Source organism: Celeribacter persicus, assembly GCF_003050785.1.
Lineage (GTDB): Bacteria > Pseudomonadota > Alphaproteobacteria > Rhodobacterales > Rhodobacteraceae > Celeribacter > Celeribacter persicus.
Window position 1 is genome coordinate 503539 of record NZ_QAOH01000001.1, and the last position, 23477, is coordinate 527015.

The window sequence follows — 23477 nt, forward strand, 5'->3', positions numbered from 1 at the left end:
GATCACCGATTGTTCGTGAAGGTGAAGAGGGATTGCAGCGCATACATCACACGATCCAGCAGGAAACCGATGATGCCGATGGTGAGCACGGCGACGATGATCTTGGCGAGCGATTGCGAGGACCCGTTCTGGAATTCGTCCCAGACGAATTTACCGAGACCGGGGTTCTGTGCCAGCATTTCAGCGGCGATCAGCACCATCCAACCCACACCGAGCGACAGACGCAGACCGGTGAAAATCAGTGGCAGGGCGGAGGGCAGCACCAGCTTGGTGATCTTCTGCCAGGTGCCCATTTTCAGAACTTTGGACACGGAAACGAGGTCCTTGTCGATGGAGGCCACCCCCAGCGAGGTGTTGATCAGCGTCGGCCAAAGCGAACAGAGCGTCACGGTGATGGCGGAGACGAGGAAGGACTTGGCGAACAGCCCGTCATTCGTCGTGTAAAGCGCCGAGACGACCATGGTCACAATCGGCAGCCACGCCAGCGGCGAGACCGGTTTGAAGATTTGCACCAGCGGGTTGATCGCGGCATTCGCATAGGGCGACAGACCGGCAAGGATGCCCAAAGGAATGGCAATCGCGGAGCCGATCAGGAAGCCAAAGAATACGGTTTTGATCGAGGTCCAGATTTGTTCGTAATAGGAAGGAGAGCCGGTGTAGGGGATGTCCTTGACCTTATCCAACTCGCCCGCCGCGATATAACGCTCGTTTCGCGCCTCGACGCGCTCAAGGAAGGCGGCCTTTTTCTCACCCTTGGCGATGGCGTCATGATGCAGGTTCACGGCTTCCTGCCACACGGCCGAGGGCCCTGGGATCGCGCCCAAAGAGGTTTGAACCTTCGGAGCCAGTGTGCCCCAGAGCATCAGGAACCCGACGATGGCCAGAACCGGCACACCAAGGAGTTTCCAAATCTCTCTGGCCTGAGCTTTCGGATTATCTCCGGCGAGCGCCTTCAGGATCGGCGTCATCCAGGAGAGGCCCAGAACCTGAAACCAGGCATCGGCCTTGTTGATCCGGGTGAAGAGCTTTGCGCGACGATCCTCGCGGGCCTTACGGGTGGCCTCGGCGTCGAGCGCTTGGGGGTCGATGGCGGTCATTGCGGAATCCTCGCGTGAGAAATCTGTTTGCAGGGGCCGGGGCGCAGGAAGGGGAGCGCCCCGGCGTCTTGGGTATGAGGGTGGGCGCGATGGGCTCCGCCCGTTCGGCGCTGAAATCGCTCCGGTGGAGTGATTTCCGGGCGCGCCTCACCCTTTGACTTCGGTTCCCACGACGACCTGCTCGCCTTTCAGGCCGATCGGCAGGCTGTCGAGATAGGCGTTCGGCGCTTTGCCGTCATAGGGAATACCGTCAATAATGTCGGCGGCGGGCGTCGGGTCCTTGTAACCGTCGCTGTCCCACGGGAAGTCGGTCTCATTGGCCAGCCCTTCATCCACGAGAAGACGCGCGGCTTCGAGGTAGATCTCCGGCTTGTAGACCGATTTCGCGACCTCATCGTACCAGTTGTCGGGCTTGGCCTCCGCGATCTGACCCCAGCGACGCATCTGGGTCAGGTACCACACGGCGTCGGAATAGAAGGGATAGGTCGCGTTATAGCGGAAGAACACGTTGAAGTCGGGAACCTCGCGCTTGTCGCCTTTTTCATACTCGAACGTGCCGGTCATGGAGGCCGCGATCACCTCCTGATCGGCGCCCACATAATCCGGGCGGGAGAGGATTTCGACGGCTTCTTCGCGGTTGGCGTTGTCGTTCTCATCAAGCCACATGGCGGCACGGATCAGCGCTTTGACGACAGCAAGCGTCGTGTTCGGATACTGTTCGGCAAACTCGGCAGTGATCCCGAACACCTTCTCCGGGTTGTTCTTCCAGAGCTCGTAATCGGTGATCACCGGCACGCCGATCCCCTTGAACACGGCCTGCTGGTTCCACGGTTCACCCACGCAATAGCCATAGATCGTGCCGGCTTCCAGAGTGGCGGGCATTTGCGGAGGGGGCGTCACGGAGAGGAACACATCGGCCCCGATCTGGCCGGTGATGTTCTCCGGCGAATAGTAGCCCGGATGCAGACCACCGGCCGCCAGCCAGTAGCGCAATTCGTAGTTGTGGGTCGAGACCGGGAAGACCATACCCATGTTGAAAGGCTTGCCCTCGGCTTTGTATTTCTCGACGACCGGGGCGAGCGCCTCGGCGGAAATCGGGTGAACCGGCTTGCCATCGTCCCCTGTCGGGATGTTCGGTTTCATCTCTTCCCAGACCTCGTTCGACACGGTGATGCCGTTGCCGTTCAGGTCCATGGAGAAGGGTGTGATGATATGCGCCTCGGTACCGAAACCGATGGTCGCAGCCAGCGGTTGACCCGCCAGCATATGCGCGCCGTCCAGAGTGCCGTCGATCACACCGTCCAGAAGAACCTTCCAGTTGGCCTGTGCTTCGAGCGTCACGAAGAGACCTTCATCGTCAAAGAAACCCTGCTCATAGGCGACCGCGAGCGGCGCCATGTCGGTCAGCTTGATGAAACCGAAGGTCAGTTCGTCCTTTTCCAGATCGAGCATCTCGGCCCAACCCGGGGCAGCGAGTGCCGTGGTGGCCGCGAGGCCGAGAAGAAGCTTTTTCATCCGTTCGTCCCTGTTCTTTCGAAGATGAAAATACAAAAAAAGCCGCCGATGGACCGCCTGGGAGGAGAAGGGGCGATCTATCGAGCGGCTTTGCTCTGTGTCCCGATCACCGGGACTTGTTCCGTATCGCGGCATCGTTGCCTTGCGATAATTTTCATATGCCGGGAATCGCGCTGCGCATGCAAAGAGACTTGCGATGGCACAGGGCAAAAATGCTGCATATGCACCAGAATGCGGAAATTTTGTGCATCAATCCGCAGAAGGGTCAAAAACACGCCCGTCGAAAAACCGATTTCGTTCCAGAATCAGATGTCCCGCCTCGGAGGCGACCGGAGTAGGCGTATTCAAAGCGCCCTCAAGTTTCGAGGAAGCCCCCGGCAAATCGGCGGAAGTCTGCGCCAGCGCCTGCCGGTGGAGGTCGGAGCGGAATACATTATGCGCTACGGTCCGCGCCTGCGCCCGGTCGAGGCCAGTGCGCGCGGCAAGCTGGGTGCCGATCCATTCCGCCTGCGAGCGCCAGGGAAATGTCGCGGCACCGTTGAAGAACTCAAGAAATCCATCGACCGACCGGGTTTCACCGGTCGGCGCAATGACGATCTGGCCAGAAAGCGCGCGTTCGAGCATTTCGGAAGGCAGATCGAGATACTCCGGTCGGCTCAGAAGCTCGGAGGCCAACGTGCGGCTGTCGGGCGAACCGAGCCAGCGGCCCGCACGCCAGACCGCCCGGATAAGCCGCCCCATCAGCGCGCTTTCTTGTTCGGCCCAGTCGGTGCGCACCGCCAAAACCTTTTCCGGCGCGGCAGACCAGATCGCGGAGGTCGGCAGCAACAACTCTCCCACCCCATTGTCCACCGCTTTCGAGCCCCAAGGCTCGCCGACACAAAAGGCGTCGATCTCGCCGGTCGCCAAGGCATCGGCCATCAGCGGCGGGGGCACGGTGCGGATGTCCACCGATTGCGGCGCCGGAAGACCCAGCGCGGAGAGCCAGTAATACAGAAGTTCGGCATGCATCGAGAAGGGGAAGGGCACACCGATCCGGAGCCGTCCCTTCACCGCCGCGATCAGCGCCTTGCCCGCCGCCTGCGCGTCATTGAAGGCGAAGTCATGCCCCTCCTCGCGCAGCCGCGCGGCGAGATCGTTCGACACGCCGATGACATTGCCGTTCATCGACAGGACGGAGACAGCCGACAGTTTCGCGCCGGCTCCGCCAAGCCCCAGAGCGGTTGCCACCGGCACCGGGGAGAGCATATGCGCCGCCTCCACCTGGCCGAAACTCAGCATATCACGTACCGAGGACCAGGACGGCGCGCGTCTGAGATCGAGCGCAATCCCCTCTTCTGCGGCAAAACCCATCTCCTGCGCCACGATCAGCGGCGCGGCATCGACCAGCGGGATAAACCCGACCGAGAGCAGCGTGCCCCTCATGCCAGAAGCCCCGCTGCCGTGACCAGCGCCTGTGCCACATCGGCGACACGCTTGCCCTGATCCATCGCCGCCTTGCGCAGCATGGCATAGGCCTCATCCTCGCCGATCCCCTTGGCGCGCATCAGCATGCCCTTGGCCCGGTCGATCACCTTGCGCTCTTCCAGCGCCTTCTTGGTCTCGGCAAGTTCCGTGCGCATACGCTGGAACATGCGAAACCGCACGATGGCGGCGTCCATGATCGGTTTGACGCGTTGCGACTGCAACCCGTCCACGACATAGGCCGACACCCCCGCCTCGATCGCCGCCGTCGAAAGCGCCTCATCGGTGCTGTCGACGAACATGGCAACGGGACGGTCGAGCGGACCTGAAGCCAAGGCCAGTTCCTCCATCGTGTCGCGCGACGGGTTTTCGATGTCGATCAGCACCACGTCCGGGTTGCGCGCCTGAATCTGACGCGCGAGCCCGTTCGGATCGTTGATGACGGAAATGTCGAATTCCCCAGCGGCACGCAGGCTGTCCACGATCAGCTGCGCGCGGGTGCGGTCGGTTTCGACAACGATGACGGAAAGGGGTGCACTCATGGGGTCAGATCGCGTGAAGCGCGGAGCAAAGTAAACGATTCCTGCACAAGAAGGTGCTACATGCCTCAGAGACAGATCATTATCTGCCTATTTTTTAAGGCATGACGCTGCATTCGTGGGCAGTTCACATTTTGCCAAGACACCAGTCCCGCATCGCCGTCAGGTTCGGCTCCACGGGTTCGGCAAAGTCTCCGGCATAGACCTCAAACGCTTCGAAATTCTTGGTGTTGATGCCGAGCAGAACGGGAATGCCCTCGGAGAGCGCCGCGGCGATGAGATCGCGAAATCCCCGGCCCTCGATCTCCTGCTTGCCGAACTTGTTGATCAGCACAAGCTCCGCCCCGGCTTCAAGCGCCTTCTCCGCATGATGCACGGCGCGTTCCAACCCGTCCGGATCGAGACGACAGCCTTGTGCCAGTGCGCCGAGGCTCTGGGAAATCGTGATCTTCTCACCGGACGGCAGCAGGCGCAGTTCCATCCGGCATTTGATCTGATCGGGGAGTTCGGTGTTGATCTGCACCGCCCCCGCAAGCCGCCGCCCTTCCGCTTCGAAGCCGTCCGCGAGCTGCGCCAGCAGGCGATCCGTGGCACCTCGGTCTTCCGTCATCACATAGCCGAGCATGGCCTGCCTCTTGATTTGCCCTGCCCCGGACATACAGAATGGATCCCAAGAGCAAAAGCCCTATGGAGCGGACCCCATGCGCAGCTATCCCGGCGTTATCCTTGCAGGCGGCGAAGGCACCCGCCTGGGCACGGTCGACAAGGCCCTCGTGGAACTTGGCGGGAAGCGGCTGATCGCACGGGTGATCGACCGACTTGCCCCGCAATGCGCCACATTGGCGATCAGCGCCAATGGCGATCCGAAACGTTATGCCGAATTCGGCTATCCGATCATTCCCGACGGCGCGGCAGAGATGCAGGGGCCTTTGGCCGGTGTGCTCGCCGGGCTCGACTGGGCCGCAACGAAGGGCTTCAAGGCAATTGTGACCGTTGCTACTGATACGCCATTCTTTCCGACAAATCTGGTAGAGCGCCTGTCGCAGGTGGCCCGGCCCGAAGAGTTCGGTATTGCGGTCACAGAGGAGAAAGGCGAAACGCGCTGGCATCCGACCTTCGGACTTTGGCCCGTGAGCCTGCGCGACGATCTGCGCGTCGCTCTGGCTCGGCATCAACGACGCATGGTGCAATTCACCGAAAGCAAGGGCGCGGTGCCCGTGGTGTTCGAGGGGCCGGTGCCGGACGCGCTGTTCTTCAACATCAACACCGCCGAGGATCTGGCACAGGCAGAGGAAATGCTGGCGCGGGTGTAATCTAAAGCGTTTTGCTTTTTATCTGAGACAGGGAAAAAGCAAAACGCTGAGCAATATATAAGCGTTGTAAGCGTTTCACGCTAAATTTGTGATTCAGATTTAATGCGAAACGCTTTAGCCTCTGCGGATCAGGTAGGTCTGGTGCGCACCAAGGTCTTTCATACCGAGATAGCTGTGCCCGGCCTCGTTGCAGTAATGCGGTACGTCGATCACCGCCGCCGGATCGGAAGCGAGAAGCCGGAGCACCTGTCCCGGCGCCATGGTCAAGAGCCGCTTGCGGGCTTTCAGCACCGGCAAAGGGCAAATCAGCCCGATCGCGTCAAGCTCTTCGTCCCAGTCTGGCGTGTCATAGGAAATCATGGCCGAGGCTTAAGATGCCCCGGCCATTCTGTCCAGTCTCCCGTTACCTCATCCTCGCAGGCCCCGCGTCTGTCGAAACGGCAGATCGGGTGGAAGATAGGTCTCATCAAGTCGCGCTTTGAGATACTCAGCCGCCTGAACCGGCGGGTAATGCGCAACGCCCGTCCCCGGCAAGGGAGCAATGATGCTGTCGGGGTTCGGATCGAGATAGAAGGCAGCGAGCGTCCGGGGACGTGTCGGCGGCAACAAGCGATGCGGAACGGAACGGTACTGGTCATTGGTCCACCGCATCAGGCCGTCACCCACCAACACCAGCAGAGCACCGGGAATTTCAGGCACATCGCGCCATTGGCCGGTACGGGAGCGAATTTGCACCCCGCCACTGCCATCGGTAAGCACGAGTGTCAGCCCGCCGTAATCGAATTGCGGCTGATCGCTGGGCGGCGCCATGATCCGCGACCCGACCGGGTAATACGACAGGCGCAGCGTCGCCATCGGATCGGTGAAATGCGGCTGAAAGAACCCCTGTGGCAACTCAAGATCGCGCTCGACCCCGCGCATCAGGGCACGGCCGAGGCCGAGCATCTCCTTGTAATAGTCGCGCATGACATCACGGAACATATCATCCTCGGGCCAGAGGTTCGGCCCCCGAAACGGCTCGCCCGCCTGCACACGCGGATCGCTCTCGGACAGGTCGAGGCCCAGGCTGAAACTCTCCTTGATCAGAGGCGTGCCCGACACCCCGCCGAGCAGTTCGACACCGGAGGGTGCCCAGCCCCGATTGATCGGCGAATGACGGATGTCGAGCGGCGCTTTCTCCGCCTCAGACAGAGCAAAGAACGCCTCCGCAGCACTCAGGACATCACGCAGAAGGCCGCGCGGGATGCCATGTTCGGACAAAAGAAACACGCCCTCGTCACGACAGGCTTGTCCCATCTGTTGCGCAAAACCCTGTGGGTCCTTGCCCGAGGCCTGAAGTCGAAAATCCAGTAAAGGTATCATTTGAAAATCTTTCGAATGGTCGCCTGCGTCTCCTCCTCCCAAATGATCCGCAGACTGATCATCGGGTACAGGCAGGTTACAGGAGGGAGGCCTGCACCGAGAGCACAACCCAAGGGCGAACGCCGGAAAATCGCAAAAATGGTCAAAGGACGGGCTTTTTTTCGTCCATAAGATCAAATCCGGTGCAATTCCCGTGCAATGTCTTCGCACGAAATGCCCTCTTTCGGGCAGATGCATTGGCCTCTGCCAGACAAGATTTGTCAGAACGGTAAAAAATCCTTCACAGAACCATCACATTCCCCCGGCATGTGGACGCCTGTGCAAGACCGAACCCGGAGGTCACTTCCGGCACCTGACGTTTTGCGCCTCCTCAGAAGAGGAAGCACCGAGCGCCGCAAACCGACAGGGGGCGCCTCACCGACATGACAGGCCCCCAAGAGTGGGTCCAAACCGGAGACAGTGTGATGAACACGATGAAAAACACGGCGAAATTCACGGCAGCCGCTGCCGCTTTCGCCCTCGCGGGCACCGCCGCTTTTGCTCAAACCGAGATCACCTGGTGGCACGCCATGGGTGGCAACCTCGGCGAGACCGTCAACAAGATCGCCGAGGGCTTCAACGCCTCGCAGGACGAGTACAAGATCACCCCGGTGTTCAAGGGCTCCTACGAAGAGACCCTGACCTCCGGCATCGCCGCCTTCCGTGCGGGCGAGCAGCCGAACATCATGCAGGTGTTCGATGCCGGTTCCGCCACCGTGATCGGCGCCAAGGGCGCGACCGTGCCGGTGCAGGACTTGCTGGCCGAGAACGGTGTCGATTTCGACATCAACGACTACATCCCGGGTGTGCGCTATTTCTATGCCGACAGTGACGGCAAGATGATCGGCATGCCGTTCAACTCCTCTTCGCCGGTGATGTATTACAACGCCGATGCGCTGGCCGCCGCTGGTGTCGAAGTTCCGGCGACCTACGAGGAATTCGAAGAGATCGCGCCGAAGCTCAAGGAAGCCGGGTACATCCCGCTGGTGCAGACGCACCTGCCGTGGGAATTCGTCGAAAATTTCCATTCGCGTCACAACCTGCCGTTTGCGACCAACGCGAACGGTTATGAAGGCGCCGAAGGCACCCAGATCCTGATCAATTCCGACGAGATGAAAATGCACTTCACCAAGGTGAAGGAATGGCTCGCCGAAGGTTACTTCGGTTTCTTCGGCACCGGCTGGGACGACAACCAGTCGCAGTTCGAAGCGGGCAAAGCCGCCATGTATATCGGCTCCTCGGGCGACTTCGGCGGCCTGACCACGAAAGGCATGCCGTTCGAGTGGGGTTCCGCCTATCTGCCCTACTGGGCCTCGATCACCGAAGAAGGTTACCAGACCTTCATCGGCGGCGCGTCTCTCTTCGCCATGGCTGGCAAATCCGCCGAGGAAAACAAGGCGACCGCCGAGTTCTTCCGCTACCTGACCTCCCCGGAAGTGCAATACATGTGGCACCGTGAAACCGGTTATGTTCCGGTCACCACCGCCGCTTACGAACTGGCGAAAGCCGATGGTCACTACGACCGTTTCCCGGCTGCTGAAACCGGCCCGAAACAACTGATGCTGCAATCCGGTGAAAACACCCGCGGCTACCGCATGGGCTTCTACGTCCAGATCCGCGACGTGGAAAACCGCGAGCTGTCCCGTGTGCTTTCCGGTGAGACCACCGTCGAGGACGCTCTGGCCACCATCGAGAAAGAGGGCAACGAGCTTCTCGCCCGTTTCGCCAAGACCCAAGGGTAACCCCGGTCAGACCGACATCTCTGACGGCCGCGCCTTTGCGGCCGTCAGGCTTTTGCGAAAGGTCCTCCCCCGTGAAAGGTCTCACATGAAACGCGCAGGCTTTGCCTCCCGCTGGCTGCCGATCCTCCTTCTGGTGCCTCAGCTCTCGATCATTCTCGTCTTCTTCTACTGGCCCGCCGCCTATGCGGTGAAATCCTCGTTTTATCTGCAAGACCCGTTCGGGTTCGGGCAAACCTTTGTGGGGCTGGAGAATTACAGCGCGCTGGCCGGCTCCGCCGAATATCTCAAGGTGGCCAATTTCACCATGATCTTCACCGTTCTGGTGACGTTCTTCTCGCTGGCGCTGGCGCTTTTGCTGGCGGTCAAGGCGGATAAGGTGATCCGCGGCGCAAAGACCTATCGCACGCTTCTGATGTGGGTCTATGCGGTCGCACCGCCTGTGGCGGGGTTCATGGGGCTGATCCTGTTCAACCAGCGCTGGGGACCGCTGACGGAGTTTTTCGGCGCGCTGGGCTGGGACTTCAACCTGCGGGCGGATTATGTCGACACGGCCTTTGCCATGGTCGTTGTCTCCGTCTGGAAACAGGTGCCGGTGAATTTCATCTTCTTCCTCTCCGGGCTGCAAAGCATTCCGAAATCCGTGCGCGAGGCGGCCCTGATCGACAACCGCTCGGACTCCGGGCGATTCTGGGACGTGACATTCCCTCTGCTTGCACCGACCGGGTTCTTTTTGCTCATCATCAACATCACCTACGCGCTCTTCGACACCTTCGGCATCATCGACACGCTGGTACAGGGCGAGCCGGGCAACAACCCGATGACGCTGGTCTACAAGGTCTATGTCGACGGGTTCCGGGGCAACGATCTTGGCGGCTCTTCGGCGCAATCCGTGGTCCTGATGATCCTCGTCCTCGCATTGACCGTGTTCCAGTTCCGCATGGTCGAGCGTCGCATTCACTATACCTGAGGCAGGACAATGGCTGATATCTCCCTTTCCACGGCCACACCGGTCGTCCCCCGCCGTCGCTTTCGCTGGTCCACGCTTGTGGATCATGCCGTGCTCATCGCGGGCTCGTTGGTCATGATCCTGCCTTTGCTGGTCATGCTGCAAACCGCTTCGACCCCCGATGTCGAAACCATGAAATACGGCCCAGGCCTCTATTTCGGCGATCAGCTCGACGACAATTTCCGCAAGGCAATGTTCGAAGCCTCAGGCTTTTCCGGCGAAAACACTGGCTTCGCGATGTTCAAGAACTCGCTGATCCTCGGTCTCGGGTTCGCGATTGGCAAGATCGTCATCGGCATGATGGCCGCCTATGCCATCGTCTATTTCCGCCTGCGGTTTGCCACTCTGGCCTTCTGGCTGATCTTCACCACGCTTCTCTTGCCGCTCGAAGTGCGCATCCTGCCCTCCTACGAGATCACGCAAAAGCTTGGGCTTCTGAACACCTATACCGGCCTCATCGTGCCATTGATCGCCTCCGCCACGGCGACGTTCTTTTTCCGGCAATTCTTCCGCTCCGTTCCCGAGGAACTGGTCGAAGCTGCGCGGATCGACGGGGCCGGGCCGGTCAAGTTCTTCATCGACATCCTCGTGCCGCTCTCGCAGACGATGATCGCGGCAATGTTCATCATCATGTTCGTCTACGGCTGGAACCAATACCTCTGGCCCACGATGATCACGACCGAGGAGGGCATGTATACCCTCGTGCGCGGGATCAAACGCATCGTTCAGGTGCTGCAAGGCGGCAATGAAATCCCCGAATACGGACGTGCGAACGTGCTGGCGATCATCGCCGTCCTGCCGCCCGTCGCCATCGTCATTTTCTTCCAGAGCTGGTTCGTCAAGGGCCTCACGGAATCCGACAAATAAGGACACTCGCAATGGCTCAGGTCACTTTGGACTCCGTCCGCAAAATCTACCCCAACGGCGTCGAGGCCGTCACCCCCGCCAGCTTCGCGATCAAGGACGGTGAGTTCGTCGTCCTCGTGGGCCCCTCGGGCTGTGGCAAGTCTACGCTCCTGCGCATGATCGCGGGGCTGGAGGACATCACCGAGGGCGCACTCACCATCGGCGAACGCGTGGTCAACACGCTCGATCCGGCGGATCGCGACATTGCCATGGTGTTTCAGAACTACGCACTCTACCCGCATATGACCGTGCGCAAAAACATCGCCTATGGTCTCAAGAACCGCAAAACGCCGAAGGACGAGATCGCGCGCAAGGTCGATGAGGCGGCGAAGATGCTCAACCTCACCGAATATCTCGACCGCAAACCGGCGCAATTGTCTGGCGGGCAGCGTCAGCGCGTTGCCATGGGCCGCGCCATCGTGCGCGATCCGGCGCTGTTCCTGTTCGATGAACCTCTGTCGAACCTCGACGCCAAGCTGCGCAACCAGATGCGGATCGAGATCAAGGCGCTGCAACGTCGCCTTGGCGTCACCTCGATCTACGTCACTCACGATCAGGTCGAGGCCATGACCATGGCGGATCGGATCATCGTGCTGAACGGCGGCAGGATCGAACAGATCGGCACACCGTCGGAGATTTATCACAACCCGGCCTCGACCTTTGTCGCCTCCTTCATGGGCGCGCCACCGATGAACCTCGTAGGTGCCGAGATGCAGGATGGCACTCTGAGCTTTGCCGGGCTGGAGCTGCCGGTGTCCTCCACACTGCGCGGGCCGGTCACATTGGGACTACGCCCGGAGGACCTGATCATCGACCCGCATGGTCCGCTGGCCATGGAGGTCGAGTTGATCGAAGAGTTAGGCGCGCATCGTCTGTTGCATGGGCAGGTCGACGGCCAGCGTCTCACCGTGCATCTCGCGAAGGAAGAGCAGGTTGCGCTCGGGCCCCTGCGCCTGTCCTGCCGGGAGCAGAATCTCTGCCTGTTCCATCCCGAGAGCGGCAAGCGCATGGAGACCTCATTCTCCCTGAATTTGACGGAACACAGTCCTGACGCCGCAGAGGCGCGGGCATGATCTCCCTGCTCGACACCCTGCCGCCCGTCACTGACGACCAGCGTACCACTCTTCTGAATGCACCACGCACCGAAGAGGCGCATCGGGCGATGATGGCGGAGGTTCTGGCAATGAATGCGGTGCAGATCGGCGGCACGGCGACACAAAAGGTTCTGCCACGGGACATCACCATCGCCGCATGGAATGTCGAACGCTGCCTGTTCCCCAAAGACACCGCCGCGCATCTCATGTCGCTTGCGCCCGACGTGGTGCTACTCTCCGAACTCGATCACGGCATGGCTCGCACGGGCCAACGCCACACAACGGCAGAGATAGCTACGGAGCTGGGCATGGGCTATGCTTTCGGCGTTGAGTTTTTCGAAATGGGGCTGGGTGGACCGACGGAGCGGCACTTCTGCACCGACGATGTCAACGCGCTTGGCTGGCACGGCAATGCGGTGCTTTCCAAAGTGCCATTCGATAAGGTCACGCTGATCCGGCTCGACGATCACGGACACTGGTTTTCCGAAGCCAGCGGTGCCGACCCGGAGCAACCGCGTCTTGGTGGGCGTATGGCGATTGCCGCCGTTCTGCCCACTGCCGAAGGCGAGTTCTGCGTCGTTTCCACCCATCTTGAAAGCAATGCTGGCCCTCAACAGCGGCACGCTCAATTCGAGATTCTGCTCGACGCCATCGAAGACTTCGCACCCGGTGTTCCGGTGCTGATCGGCGGCGATCTGAATACCGGCAATCACATCCCGCCGAATTTCGACCACCGCGACGAAACCCTGTTTGATCTGGGCGAAAAACGAGGTTTTGAATGGAGCTTCACCGCCGAGGGCATGACCACCCGGCCCTCGCTGATCACACCGCACCCCGAGCGGGTGATGAAACTCGACTGGATTGCGGCCCGTGACATGCGTTGTCTGGATAAGGGCATCCTGTCTTCGCTCGACGCCTCCGGTCGCCCTCTGGCCGATCACGATTGCGTCTGGGCGCGGGTCGCTCTCTGAACCTCAGGGGCGAGCAAGCAGAAGGCCGAGGCTCGCCCGAATCCGTTGTTCCAGCGCCTCGTGGGTTTCGCCCGTGAACATGTAGCCGCAGCTCAGTGTCACGGAATATATGGAAATCGCCCGCATCCGGGCTTCTTCCGGCGTGAACCCGATGGCGGCGAACTGTCGGGCGAAAAAATTCAACCGTTCCGCGTCGACCTCCGTCAATCCGGCGCGCACAGCCTCCTCGCTTTGGCTCCATTGCCGCATCGCGACTTCAGAGGCGATGTCGTAATCGCCCAGCGTAACAAACTCGACCACATGCCAGATGCGATCCTCTGGCCGTGCGTAGCGCTCTTCGACATGGCGGATCAGGCCGGTGGTTTCCCGCCCGCGCCAATAGGCAAAGAGGTTGTCGAGAAAATCCTGGCGGTCCTGAAAGTGCCAATAGAAGCTGCCCTTGGTGACATTCATCGCCTTGCAAACCTGGTCGATCCGAAGGCCACCGGGGCCGGTCTGACCGAGAATGACGAGGCCGGCATCGCACCAATCCTCTTTGCTCAGACGATCTTCTTTCAATCGTCCCGAATGGGAGCCGTTCTTTCGTACCATACCTGTTTTCACCACTTTACTATTCCCTGTTGCGATCTGCGAAGAAATTCCGCGACGCTTTGTGCCTGTTTTAACGGCAATTTTCCGTATCTGACAATCGCAAGGTTATTATTTTAAATTTCAATACTAAAAAGTATTGACTGAAATTCCCGTCACACGAATGTCTATACTATAAAGTATGGAGATTCGACATCATGCATCGCAGACATGAAGCCACAAAGTCCTGCGGCGCTTGCGCCGTTTGCACCTGTTACGGCGAAAGCGTCGTCTCCGCACCGGAACACCACGCACACGCACAGGCTGGAAAGGACCAGAGCATGAGCATCATTCTGACAGACAAGATCACCAGTCCCGCGGCCTGGGTCGCCCGCGATTTCGACCGGGACGACAGTTGGATTCATCCGCTGAGCACCGCGCATATCGACGCCATCGACGCCGCGCTCGCCGGGTTGAAGACCAAGGGTCTGAGCTTTCCGAATTTCACCCGCGCGGATTTCCCGCTCGGCGATCTGGAAGCGGAACTGGCACGCTGTGCTGATGAACTGGAAAACGGGCGCGGGTTTCTCGTACTGCGTGGTTTGCCGGTCGAGAAATACACCGACGCGGAGATCGACACGCTCTATTTCGGCATCGGCCTGCACCTTGGCGAGCCGGTCGGACAAAATCCGCGCGGCGATCTGATCGGCAAGGTCATGGCCGTGGGCGACGCCGGAAAAAAGGACACCCGCGTTTACGAAACCAACCTCTACCTGCCGTATCACTCCGACCCCTCCGACGTGGTCGGCCTCCTGTCCGTGCGCAAGGCGCGCGAGGGCGGGCTCAGTAGCCTGATCAGCGTCGCCTCGATCTACAATGTGATCCAGGAAGAGCACCGCGAATTCCTCGGGCTCTACTATCGCCCGTGGTATTTCTCGCATCTCTGCGAAGATACCCCGTCACTGTCGCCGATCTTCAGCTTTTACGAGGGCAAATTGAGTTGCCGCTATCTGCGGCAATATCTCGAACTGGGCCATGAAATCATGAAACAGCCACTCTCCAAGGTGGAGGTCGAGGCGCTGGACCTGTTCGATGCGATCATCGGCACAGATGCGCTGCGGCTCGACATGATGCTGGAGCCCGGCGATCTGCAATTCGCCAACAATTACGCGGTGCTGCATTCGCGCAACGCCTTCCTCGACCATGACGAGCCGGAGAAGATGCGCAAGCTGCTGCGGCTTTGGCTGAAGATGCCGAACGCCCGGCAACTGGCCCCGGAGTTCCCCGGACGTAACGGTTTTCCACTGCCTGAAAAGGCCGCGTAAACGGATCTCTCCCGCATGAATCAAGGCCGTGCCTCGCTCTTCGAGCGGGGCATATATAAGGGAAATATACCGTTATTGCAGCGCAGAATGATGGAGATGAACGCGGGAAACCTTGGGACACGGTCCGAAAAACCATCCTCCTGCCCTCCCGGCTCAAATTTTGTGCAAACAGGTCAACCCGACGTATCCACATGAATAATCATAAAAATTCAGAATCACAGACGCGCTCATCACAAGCGCAATCAGGAATTCACAACGGCAACCGACATCCTCGCTTCCCCGGACGGCAATCTGTCGTAATATTCACTTAATTCCGAACAAGAACATCGGGAATCGCACAAACAGACACACAGGATCGGACAGCGGGGCACCTGAACGTCCCGGACCTGTCCCCAAAACAAACCCCGCGCTCGACGGGGTGTCGACAACCATCAGGGAAACCACATGAAACATCTTTTGCCCGCAACCGCACTCTCGCTTCTGCTCGCAGGCCCGTCTTTCGCCGAAACCGTCCTGACGGTCGCGAACTGGCTGCCGCCGTCGCACCCGCTCGTCTCCGAGGTGATCGTGCCGATGACCGAAGAAATCGCCGAGGCCACCGCCGGCGAGGTGGTCGCCAATATCCTGCCTGCACCGCTCGGAGCGCCGGGCGCGCATTTCGACTTCGCAGTGAACGGCGTGGCCGACATCACCTTCGCCGTGCAAGGCTATAGCCCGGGCCGGTTCAAGACCACCAACGTCGCCGAAATTCCCTTCTTGGGAGACAGCGCCGAAGTGACCTCTGTCGCTTACTGGCGCACTTGGGACGCCATGCTGAAAGACGCGGGCGAATACGATCAGGTCAAGGTACTCGCGGTCTTCACCCACGGTCCCGGCGAGATTTTCCTGAAAGACACCGATCCGACGTCGATCAATCTCATGGAAGGCCAGAAAATCCGCGTCGGCGGTGGCATCGTGCATGAAATCGCAACCAAGCTCGGCGCGGTGCCGGTCGAAGGCCCCTCCTCGAAAGCCTATGAACTTTTGTCGCAAGGCGTCGCGGACGGCATCCTGTTTCCCTATGAATCGGTGAGCTTCTTCGGCCTGATCCCGCAGCTCGACATCGGCGTGTCCGTGCCGGGTGGGCTTTACAACACCTCCTTCTACATCGTGATGAACAAGGCGAAATACGACAGCCTGACGCCTGAGCAACAGGCCGCCATCGACAGCGTGACCGGAGAACATCTCGCCCGTATGGCCGGGCAGATGTGGGATCGCGCCGATGCCGCCGGCCTCGAAGCGATGGAGGGTAAGATTGCCGTAACGCCCGCGACCGAGGAACAGCTTGCGGCGTGGAAGGAAAGCCTTCAGCCGATCATCGACGCGAAGCTCGCGCAAGTGTCGGAAACCGGCGTGGACGGCCCGGCGGCCTATGAAATGATGCTCTCCGAGATCGCCAAGCTCTCGGCGGAATAATCCCACACGGGGCCCGGTGCGCCCGGGCCCTTTCCTCAACAGCGGAACACCCTTGCGAACGCCCTTTCGGGCGCATGGATGAGCTTTGTCCGCGCAACCGAACAAAAGACACCCACAAGAACCATGACCACCCGACCTCTCGACATCGCCGTGATCGGCGCGGGCAATATAGGAACCGCTATGGCGGCTTTGCTGTCGCACGCCGGTGCGCATGTACATCTTGTCGCCCGTGGCGTGCGGCTCTCCGAGGTGCGCGAGAAGGGCGTGACGCTGGATGATCGGGGGAATGTGATCCATGCCCGGCCCGAAGCCTGTGATGCGCTGACCCGTCCGATGGATGCGGTGTTTCTCTGCGTGAAATCGCAAAGCCTTGCAGCGGCGGTCCGCGCCAATGCGGCGGGGATCGGGCCGGATACTTTGGTGATTCCAATGGTCAATGGCATGCCCTTCTGGTTTTTTGCCACGCCCGAGGGAATGGACGATATTCCCTATCTCGACCCACAGGGCGATCTGGCCGAACGGCTCTTCCCCCACCAAATTCTTGGGGCCGTATTGCTGATGACCGTGCGGATGGAGGGCAACCGGGCGCTGTCCTCCAACACGCCGACACTGAGCATCGGGCCGATCATCGAAGGCGCGGACCGCCCTCGGATCGCCGCCTTGATCGAAGTGCTCGAAGCGGGCGGCGTGCGTGTCGATCTGACCGAGGACATTCACCAGAAGGTGCTTGTGAAACTGCTCGCCAACCTCGCCACCAACCCGCTTACCGCCCTGAGCGGCGCGACGCTCGAAGAGGTCGGCCAAAGGCCCGTGCTACGCGAGATCGCCACCCGACTTGCCACCGAGTTTCGCGACTGGGCAACCATGCAGGGGTTTACGCTGCCCGATAATGACTGGCTGGTCGATCTCATGATCGACGCCGGCCCCTTCCCGACCTCGATGCTTCAGGATGCCCGTGCGGGGCGTGCACTCGAACTCGATGCGATCTGCCGCGCGCCTCTGGCACTGTCCCGGCGTGATGGGACAGACATGCCGCTTCTGGCGCGGCTGATCGCGGAACTCGAAACCCAATCCGCTCTTCCCTTATCCGAGACCGCTCTCCCCGCGGTGCTTGGCAGACTTTTCCCTGACACCGCTTTTTCGAAAGGATAAGCCATGAACACCACGACAACCGCAATCAAGGATGCAACGCCCATGGCAGGCATGACCGAAGAGGAATTGCGTGTCCAACTGGCCGATTTCTACCATCTCGTGAGCTACCTCGGCTGGACCGAGCTGATCTTCAACCACATTTCCGTCCGTCTTCCCGGTGAGGACCATGCCTATCTGGTGAACCCGATGGGGCTGCACTACGACGAGGTGACGCCGGAGAACCTTCTGGTCGTGGGCGTCGATGGCAAGCTCAAGCGTGAAAGCCCCTACAGACCGAACCCGGCGGGCTTTGCCCTTCACGGTGTGATCCACGAACACCGCCCGGATGTGGGCTGTATCGCCCATACGCACACCACGCCGATCTCCGCCATCGTGATGAAAGAGGCTGCAATCGACCATAACAATTTCAACGGCGCGCAGCTTTACGGTCGCGTTGCCTATCACGATTTCGAAGGCATCACGATCTATAGCGATGAGCGTGACCGGATGCTCAAAAGCCTTGGCGACAAGCACGTTCTGGTGCTGCGCAACCATGGGATCGCGGTATGCGAGGCGGATATTCCTCTGACTTTCTTCCTGCTCTGGACCGTGCAGCGCGCGGCCGAGATCCAATGCGCCGCCGCTGCGATCCCCGGACCGAATGTGCAATTGCCTGAGGCGACAAAACGGAAATGCGCTGAGGACGCCCAACGTCTCAAGGACAACGCCGCTTTCGCGACGCTGCTCTTCGATGCGATGGTCCGCAAGATGAAACGCGAGCGCCCCGAGTTTGCGTAAATGCAGAGGGGCGAAAAGCGCCCCTTACGCCGCAGGAGACACCAGCGCGGGCAGGACACCTGCCCCGAAGGCCTGCATCTGATCCTCCGCCCAGAACCGGATATCCTGTTTGACGACCATGGCACGGTTGGCCTTCATTCGCCCCTTACGATCCTCGGCCTCCATGTCGAGCGCGAACTGGATCGCCCCGTCCATCGACTTGTGAGAGAACGGGTTGGTCGGCACGGCAGCGGCCAGTTCTACCGCAGCACCGGCGAACTCGGAAAGCACCAGAACCCCGTCCAGATCAGTGCGGGCGGCACAGAATTCCTTGCACACAAGGTTCATCCCATCGGCCAAAGGCGTGATCCAGGCCACATCGGCAGCCCGGTAATAAGCGACGAGGTCGGTGAACTTCACAGGCCGGGAAATCAGCGCCACGGGTTGCCATTCGAACGAGCCATACCGCCCATTGATCCGCCCGGCGAGTTGTTCCAGCGTCTGCTGGATTTCCTCATAGGCGGTCATGTTGGAATTGGCCGCGACAGAAACATGCATCAACCGCACCTTGCCACGTAGGTCGGGTCGTGCCTCAAGAAGCCTCTCGAAACTTTCGAGCTGTTCGATCCCACCCTTGGTATAATCGGTGCGTCCGACGGACAGCAGGAGCTTTGCCTCGCCCAGTTCCGACTTGATCGCCTCGACCTTGCGCGTGGTTTCTTCGCGGGCGGCGACCTCTTCGATATAGGACACATCGACGCCCACCGGGCTGGCCTGAAGCCGGATCGTGCGATCTTCATAGCCGATCTCGGTGACCACGGATTGCTCAGACAGAGCGGAGCTTTCCGCCGCCAGTTCCGGTTTGACCTTCTCACGCTTCAGGGTGTCCACCTCCAGAAGCGAGCGCGCGGCAGAGACAAAGTTGTTCACGTAGCGCGGAATGTGGAAGCCCACGACATCGCAGGCCAGCAGGCTTTCGAGAATTTCCTTGCGCCACGGCAGCACGTTGAAAATATCTGCGCTCGGAAACGGCGTATGGTGGAAAAAGCTGATCTTCACATCCGGGCGCAGTTTGCGCAGATAGCCGGGCACCAGCCACAGGTTGTAATCGTGAATCCACACCACCGCGCCGGAGGCGGCCTCGGCGGCGGCGGCCTCAGCAAAGGCCCAGTTCACCTCGCGAAAAGTCGGCCAGTCCACGGGGTCGTAATTATAGCGTTCTTTAAAACCGTGCAGGATCGGCCAGAAGGCCTCTTTCGAAGAGACATGGTAGAAACTCGTCACCTGCTCCGGCGTCAGCGGAAGACGCGACACGGTGTATTTGCCATAGGCATCGTCAATTTCGATGACTCGCTCGAACTCGGGATTGGCCGGGTCCTCGGCATGTTTCCACGCGATCCACGCACCCTTGTCGAACCGGCCGAAGAAACTCTTGAGCGTCGGCACGATGCCATTGGGACTTTTGTTTTCGCGATATTCGATTTTGCCATTCACCTCGACTTCTTCGTAGGGCTGGCGGTGGTAGACGATCACCAGATCGGATGGCATGGATCAGGCTCCTTTCGGTGTGTCATGCAGGTCAAGCGCGGCGATGGCTTCGAGGATACCGGCGGCGCCATGTGCAGAGGCATGGTAGACGGCGCCCTGGCCTTCGAGCCGCGTCTTGAGCGCAGTTTCGGAATTGCCCACTGCGACGGCAGGCAGACCGCTGGCGAGCATGGAAAAGTCATTGAGCGTATCCCCCGCGCAAAGAACCCGTGCCTCGGGAATGCCCAGATGGGCGATCAGCCGCTTGATCGACGGGCCTTTGGAAACGCCTTTCGGCAACACGTCGAAATAGCGGTTGTCGGAGATCAACCAGTCGAGCCCCATCTCCTCCACCTGCGCTTCGGCGGTTGTGTCATATGCGGTGGGTGTCAGGTCGTAGCTGACGCGATAGCGAAAGGCGGTCGGCTGAAGCTCCAGCCCCGGATGACCGTCGAGTGCTTCGCGTACCCGATCGCCGGAGTCGTTCCAGCGCGCGGCGATGTCCTCCTCAAGCAAGGGGATCGGTTCGACATGACCATCGTCGCGGACATGGGCAATCGTGGTGCCGACATCGCCGACGACATATTCGGGCCATGGCAGCCCGCGTTCGCGACACATCTCCATGATGAACTCCGGATCGCGCCCGGTCACAAAGATTAGGCCCACCGTGTCACGGTTCTCCTCGATCCAGTCATAAAGCGTGGCGCGCTCGGCCTCGGCACCACCGAGAAAGGTGCCGTCGAGATCGGTCGCAAGGGTGAAACGGCGCGCGGCAATCGCCGGGCGCGGGGAAAGATGAACATTCATCGGTCAACTCACTCCGAATTGCAGCGGAAGGTCGGGGGCAGGATGGGCAAGCGAGAGATCGAGCGCATAGGGCTCCGCCTCGATCGGGCGTGCCCAAAGCGCGGTGAAGGCTTCTTGCAGATCGGCGCCCTTGTGCAGCACCGCATTCACCGTTTCGCAAATCGGCATCGGCACCCCGATACGATGCGCCAGATCGGTGACGGACACAGCGTTCACCTCGCCCTCGACCACCACAGGCCGTCCCTCGAAACAGGAAGGCCGCGAGATGCCTTGACCGAGTTGATAGCCCAGCGACATGTTGCGCGAGGTGGTGGAGCTACAGGTCAGCGTCAGATCGCCCGCGCCGGAAAGACCTGTGACGGTCTCGCGTTTGCCACCCAGCGCCTGCGCCAGAAGCTTCATCTCGTCGATACCACGGGTAATCAGAGCCGCGCGGGTGTTTTCGGCAAAGCCCGCACCCGACATCATGCCACAGGCGATGGCGATCACGTTCTTGACCGCGCCACCCACCTCGACTCCGACAAGATCGTCGGAAACATAAGGCCGAAAGCCGCCACCCGAAAGCGACAGGGCGAGACGCGCCGCTGGGCTGGCCTCGGGTGTCAGGCGATCTTGATAGGAAAACGGGAAGGCCACGGTGGCCGCCGTCGGATGATCCAGCGCGGTTTCGCGGGCGAAGGTTGGTCCCGAAACCGCCCCGACCGGATGGCCCGGCAGTTCCTCGGATACGACTTCGGACAAGAGATAACCGCTGCGCCGCTCGACACCCTTGCAGGCGAGCGCAATCGGCACACCTTCGGGCAGATGCGGCTTGATCGCCTGGCACATGACGCGCAGTGTCGCCGAAGGAGTGACCATCAGAACGGCTTCGGTCCCAGTCAGCGCCTCGTCAAGGTCAGAGGTCGCCGTCAGGCCGCTCGGAAGGTCAACACCGGGAAGGTAATCGGCATTCTCGAAAGTTGCATTGATCCGTTCGGCCAGATCGGGACGGCGCGCCCAGAGGCGCACATCGTGACCGTTGCGGGCCAGAACGGAGGCGAGCGCAGTCCCCCAGCTGCCGGCACCGAGAACGGTGAGGCGGCGCAGGGGCTGCGGCGGGATATGGGGCAGTGAATCCTTGATGGGGAGCTCCTTTTGGGTGCTCTTGCTCAGGTCGTCTCTTCAGATGTATGCGCGCCCCACCTGCCCGTCACGGGCTGCGCGGCAAGGAGCAAAGACAAGCCGGAGACAGGCATAAACCCGAAATCAAATCCGGCGTCGCGCGGTGCGGGTCGGCCTCAGCCATCCTTCTAGAGATCACCAAAACCGAACAGGTCCGCCGCGTGGACCCTGACACATCATTTACACGGAAGCGTGAAAATTTCAACCGGGAGAAAGCTGCATTGCAGCAAATTACTGTTTTTAATTGAAAATTTTTCAATAAAAATCGACACGGTGCAGAAAAGGCGGCAGAGATGCACCCTGCCGTCTCATCTGCTACACCAGCCCTTCCTCCTTTTCACCACCGGTTCGCCGGTGAACCGGAACTGCCCCCGCAACTGTAGACGGCGAGCGCTGATCTGAAAATGCCACTGTGGCTCAAGTGCCATGGGAAGGCGGTCAGGCGCCATGACCCGTCAGTCAGGAGACCTGCCGACACGCAACAGCAACGCGGCCCGGGCGGGGTGTCCGGGGAGGTGTCGAATGATGATTTCCCAAGAGTGGCCGCATGCGGTCACGACAGCGAGAATGGTTGTATCCGCCGTTTCGGCCGATGCTCCGGTCAGCGATTGGGTCGGCAAATCCCCCTTGTCCCCGGTCGCATTACACACCGGAGACTTCCCATGTTCCTCAAATTGTTGACCACCGCCGCCGTTGGCGCGGCATCGCTTGCCCTGCCTGCGCTGGCCGAAACATCCTACCCGCTGACGTTGACCAACTGCGGCGCGGAAACCACCATCGCGGCACAGCCCGAAGGCACCGTGTCTATTGGTCAGGCCGCGACCGAGATCCTCTATTCGCTGGGCTTGGGCGACAAGGTGTTAGGCACCTCCGTGTGGTTCACCGACGTCCTGCCCGAATATGCCGAGCTCAACGCCGGTATCGAGCGGCTGGCAGACAACGACCCGAGCTTTGAAAGCGTTGTAGCCAAGCGCCCCGATCTCGTGACCGTTCAGTACGAATGGCATGTCGGCCCGCAGGGCATCGTGGCCACGCGCGAGCAGTTCGGTGACGTGGGCATTCCGGTCTACACCCTGCCTGCCGATTGCGTTGGCAAAGACAACTCCACTGGCATGGATGGCACTCGTCTTGAGCTTTACAAGATGGACAGCGTCTACAAGGGGATCTCCGAACTGGCGCAGATTTTCAATGTCGCTGAACGTGGAGAAACTCTGGTCGCAGATCTGAAAGCCCGTGAAGCGGCGGCCATTGAGCTGGCTGCGGGTCTTGATCTTCCCGAGGGCACTTCGGCGGTCTTCTGGTTCTCCTCCGCAGAGATGGACATGGACCCCTATGTCGCCGGTCAGGGCGGCGCACCCGCCTACATGATGAACGTGTTAGGTCTTGAGAACGTGGTCCAAAGCAACGAGGAATGGCCCACTGTCAGTTGGGAAACAATCGCCCGCGCCAACCCGACCGTGATCGTTGCCGCGCGCATGGAGCGCCGCCGCTTCCCCGCCGATGATATCGAGAAAAAGCTGGAGTTCCTGCGGACCGACCCGGTCGCCAGCCAGATGGACGCGGTCAGGAACAACCGTATCGTTATCCTCGACGCGCACGGAATGGACCCATCCATTCGCAACATCGGCTCCCTTGAAACGCTGGCCGAAGCGTTGACCGGGTTCGACCTGAAGTGAGTG

22 protein-coding genes and 1 riboswitch are annotated in these 23477 nt (G+C 60.4%); of the genes, 11 read left to right on the plus strand and 11 right to left on the minus strand.

Annotated elements, in window-relative coordinates; genetic code table 11:
• Nucleotides 1-2: 2 nt before the first annotated feature.
• The 5 genes from C8N42_RS02565 to C8N42_RS02585 all read right to left on the minus strand — a co-directional run bounded on the left by C8N42_RS02565 (nucleotide 3) and on the right by C8N42_RS02585 (nucleotide 5240).
• The gene (locus C8N42_RS02565) at nucleotides 3-1097 is read right to left on the minus strand and encodes an ABC transporter permease (RefSeq protein WP_107814947.1); all 1095 of its coding nucleotides are present in this window, start codon (nucleotides 1095-1097) and stop codon (nucleotides 3-5) included.
• Nucleotides 1098-1244: 147 nt separating this feature from the next.
• The gene (locus C8N42_RS02570) at nucleotides 1245-2612 is read right to left on the minus strand and encodes a CmpA/NrtA family ABC transporter substrate-binding protein (protein ID WP_107814948.1); all 1368 of its coding nucleotides are present in this window, start codon (nucleotides 2610-2612) and stop codon (nucleotides 1245-1247) included.
• A 249-nt stretch (nucleotides 2613-2861) separates the two neighbouring features.
• Nucleotides 2862-4037 carry an ABC transporter substrate-binding protein gene (locus C8N42_RS02575; protein ID WP_107814949.1) on the minus strand — a complete coding sequence of 392 codons (1176 nt, stop codon included), beginning with the start codon at nucleotides 4035-4037 and terminating at the stop codon, nucleotides 2862-2864.
• Entirely contained in the window at nucleotides 4034-4618 is a 585-nt protein-coding gene (locus C8N42_RS02580; RefSeq protein ID WP_107814950.1) for an ANTAR domain-containing response regulator, read from the minus strand. Before C8N42_RS02580 ends, C8N42_RS02575 begins: the two co-directional genes overlap by 4 nt.
• A gap of 124 nt (nucleotides 4619-4742) precedes the next feature.
• Entirely contained in the window at nucleotides 4743-5240 is a 498-nt protein-coding gene (locus C8N42_RS02585) for a DUF2478 domain-containing protein (protein ID WP_107814951.1), read from the minus strand.
• A 76-nt stretch (nucleotides 5241-5316) separates the two neighbouring features.
• Between C8N42_RS02585 and mobA the strand changes: the two genes are divergently transcribed.
• Nucleotides 5317-5928: a molybdenum cofactor guanylyltransferase MobA gene (gene mobA, locus C8N42_RS02590; protein WP_107814952.1), complete on the plus strand. Its 612-nt coding sequence runs from the start codon at nucleotides 5317-5319 to the stop codon at nucleotides 5926-5928.
• Nucleotides 5929-6042: 114 nt separating this feature from the next.
• Here the strand turns inward: mobA and C8N42_RS02595 are convergent, their stop codons facing one another.
• Both C8N42_RS02595 and C8N42_RS02600 read right to left on the minus strand, forming a co-directional pair.
• Nucleotides 6043-6288 carry a sulfurtransferase TusA family protein gene (locus tag C8N42_RS02595; RefSeq protein WP_107814953.1) on the minus strand — a complete coding sequence of 82 codons (246 nt, stop codon included), beginning with the start codon at nucleotides 6286-6288 and terminating at the stop codon, nucleotides 6043-6045.
• Between the two features lie 48 nt (nucleotides 6289-6336).
• Nucleotides 6337-7290 carry an isopenicillin N synthase family dioxygenase gene (locus C8N42_RS02600; protein WP_107814954.1) on the minus strand — a complete coding sequence of 318 codons (954 nt, stop codon included), beginning with the start codon at nucleotides 7288-7290 and terminating at the stop codon, nucleotides 6337-6339.
• Nucleotides 7291-7763: 473 nt separating this feature from the next.
• Between C8N42_RS02600 and C8N42_RS02605 the strand changes: the two genes are divergently transcribed.
• The 5 genes from C8N42_RS02605 to C8N42_RS02625 all read left to right on the plus strand — a co-directional run bounded on the left by C8N42_RS02605 (nucleotide 7764) and on the right by C8N42_RS02625 (nucleotide 13048).
• Entirely contained in the window at nucleotides 7764-9071 is a 1308-nt protein-coding gene (locus C8N42_RS02605; protein ID WP_107815074.1) for an extracellular solute-binding protein, read from the plus strand.
• 85 nt (nucleotides 9072-9156) lie between these two features.
• Entirely contained in the window at nucleotides 9157-10038 is an 882-nt protein-coding gene (locus C8N42_RS02610; RefSeq protein WP_107814955.1) for an ABC transporter permease subunit, read from the plus strand.
• 9 nt (nucleotides 10039-10047) lie between these two features.
• Complete coding sequence (locus C8N42_RS02615) at nucleotides 10048-10944, plus strand: ABC transporter permease subunit (RefSeq protein ID WP_107814956.1); 897 nt, start codon at nucleotides 10048-10050, stop codon at nucleotides 10942-10944.
• 11 nt (nucleotides 10945-10955) lie between these two features.
• Nucleotides 10956-12056 (plus strand): ABC transporter ATP-binding protein, encoded by a 1101-nt coding sequence (locus tag C8N42_RS02620; protein ID WP_107814957.1) that lies wholly within the window; start codon nucleotides 10956-10958, stop codon nucleotides 12054-12056.
• Nucleotides 12053-13048, plus strand: a complete 996-nt coding sequence (locus tag C8N42_RS02625; protein WP_107814958.1) for an endonuclease/exonuclease/phosphatase family protein — start codon at nucleotides 12053-12055, stop codon at nucleotides 13046-13048. Before C8N42_RS02620 ends, C8N42_RS02625 begins: the two co-directional genes overlap by 4 nt.
• A gap of 3 nt (nucleotides 13049-13051) precedes the next feature.
• Here C8N42_RS02625 and C8N42_RS02630 read toward each other — a convergent pair whose 3' ends face one another.
• Entirely contained in the window at nucleotides 13052-13654 is a 603-nt protein-coding gene (locus tag C8N42_RS02630; RefSeq protein ID WP_146168234.1) for a TetR/AcrR family transcriptional regulator, read from the minus strand.
• 302 nt (nucleotides 13655-13956) lie between these two features.
• Between C8N42_RS02630 and C8N42_RS02635 the strand changes: the two genes are divergently transcribed.
• The 4 genes from C8N42_RS02635 to C8N42_RS02650 all read left to right on the plus strand — a co-directional run bounded on the left by C8N42_RS02635 (nucleotide 13957) and on the right by C8N42_RS02650 (nucleotide 18324).
• The gene (locus C8N42_RS02635) at nucleotides 13957-14940 is read left to right on the plus strand and encodes a TauD/TfdA family dioxygenase (protein WP_107814960.1); all 984 of its coding nucleotides are present in this window, start codon (nucleotides 13957-13959) and stop codon (nucleotides 14938-14940) included.
• A gap of 444 nt (nucleotides 14941-15384) precedes the next feature.
• A complete protein-coding gene (locus C8N42_RS02640) occupies nucleotides 15385-16395 on the plus strand; it encodes a TRAP transporter substrate-binding protein (protein WP_107814961.1) in 1011 nt (336 codons plus the stop codon).
• 123 nt (nucleotides 16396-16518) lie between these two features.
• Nucleotides 16519-17547 carry a ketopantoate reductase family protein gene (locus tag C8N42_RS02645; protein ID WP_170109167.1) on the plus strand — a complete coding sequence of 343 codons (1029 nt, stop codon included), beginning with the start codon at nucleotides 16519-16521 and terminating at the stop codon, nucleotides 17545-17547.
• A gap of 3 nt (nucleotides 17548-17550) precedes the next feature.
• Nucleotides 17551-18324, plus strand: coding sequence for a class II aldolase/adducin family protein (locus C8N42_RS02650; RefSeq protein ID WP_107814963.1), 774 nt, complete (start codon nucleotides 17551-17553; stop codon nucleotides 18322-18324).
• Between the two features lie 24 nt (nucleotides 18325-18348).
• Here the strand turns inward: C8N42_RS02650 and ggpS are convergent, their stop codons facing one another.
• The 3 genes from ggpS to C8N42_RS02665 are packed head-to-tail and all read right to left on the minus strand — an operon-like array spanning nucleotide 18349 to nucleotide 21723.
• Nucleotides 18349-19851 (minus strand): glucosylglycerol-phosphate synthase, encoded by a 1503-nt coding sequence (gene ggpS, locus C8N42_RS02655; protein WP_107814964.1) that lies wholly within the window; start codon nucleotides 19849-19851, stop codon nucleotides 18349-18351.
• A gap of 3 nt (nucleotides 19852-19854) precedes the next feature.
• Nucleotides 19855-20637 carry an HAD-IIB family hydrolase gene (locus C8N42_RS02660; RefSeq protein ID WP_107814965.1) on the minus strand — a complete coding sequence of 261 codons (783 nt, stop codon included), beginning with the start codon at nucleotides 20635-20637 and terminating at the stop codon, nucleotides 19855-19857.
• A gap of 3 nt (nucleotides 20638-20640) precedes the next feature.
• On the minus strand, nucleotides 20641-21723 hold the full coding sequence (locus C8N42_RS02665; protein WP_281261409.1) for an NAD(P)H-dependent glycerol-3-phosphate dehydrogenase: 1083 nt from the start codon (nucleotides 21721-21723) through the stop codon (nucleotides 20641-20643).
• Nucleotides 21724-22148: 425 nt separating this feature from the next.
• Nucleotides 22149-22265: riboswitch (cobalamin riboswitch) on the plus strand.
• A gap of 195 nt (nucleotides 22266-22460) precedes the next feature.
• Between C8N42_RS02665 and C8N42_RS02670 the strand changes: the two genes are divergently transcribed.
• Complete coding sequence (locus C8N42_RS02670) at nucleotides 22461-23474, plus strand: ABC transporter substrate-binding protein (RefSeq protein WP_107814967.1); 1014 nt, start codon at nucleotides 22461-22463, stop codon at nucleotides 23472-23474.
• The last annotated feature ends 3 nt before the right edge of the window (nucleotides 23475-23477 follow it).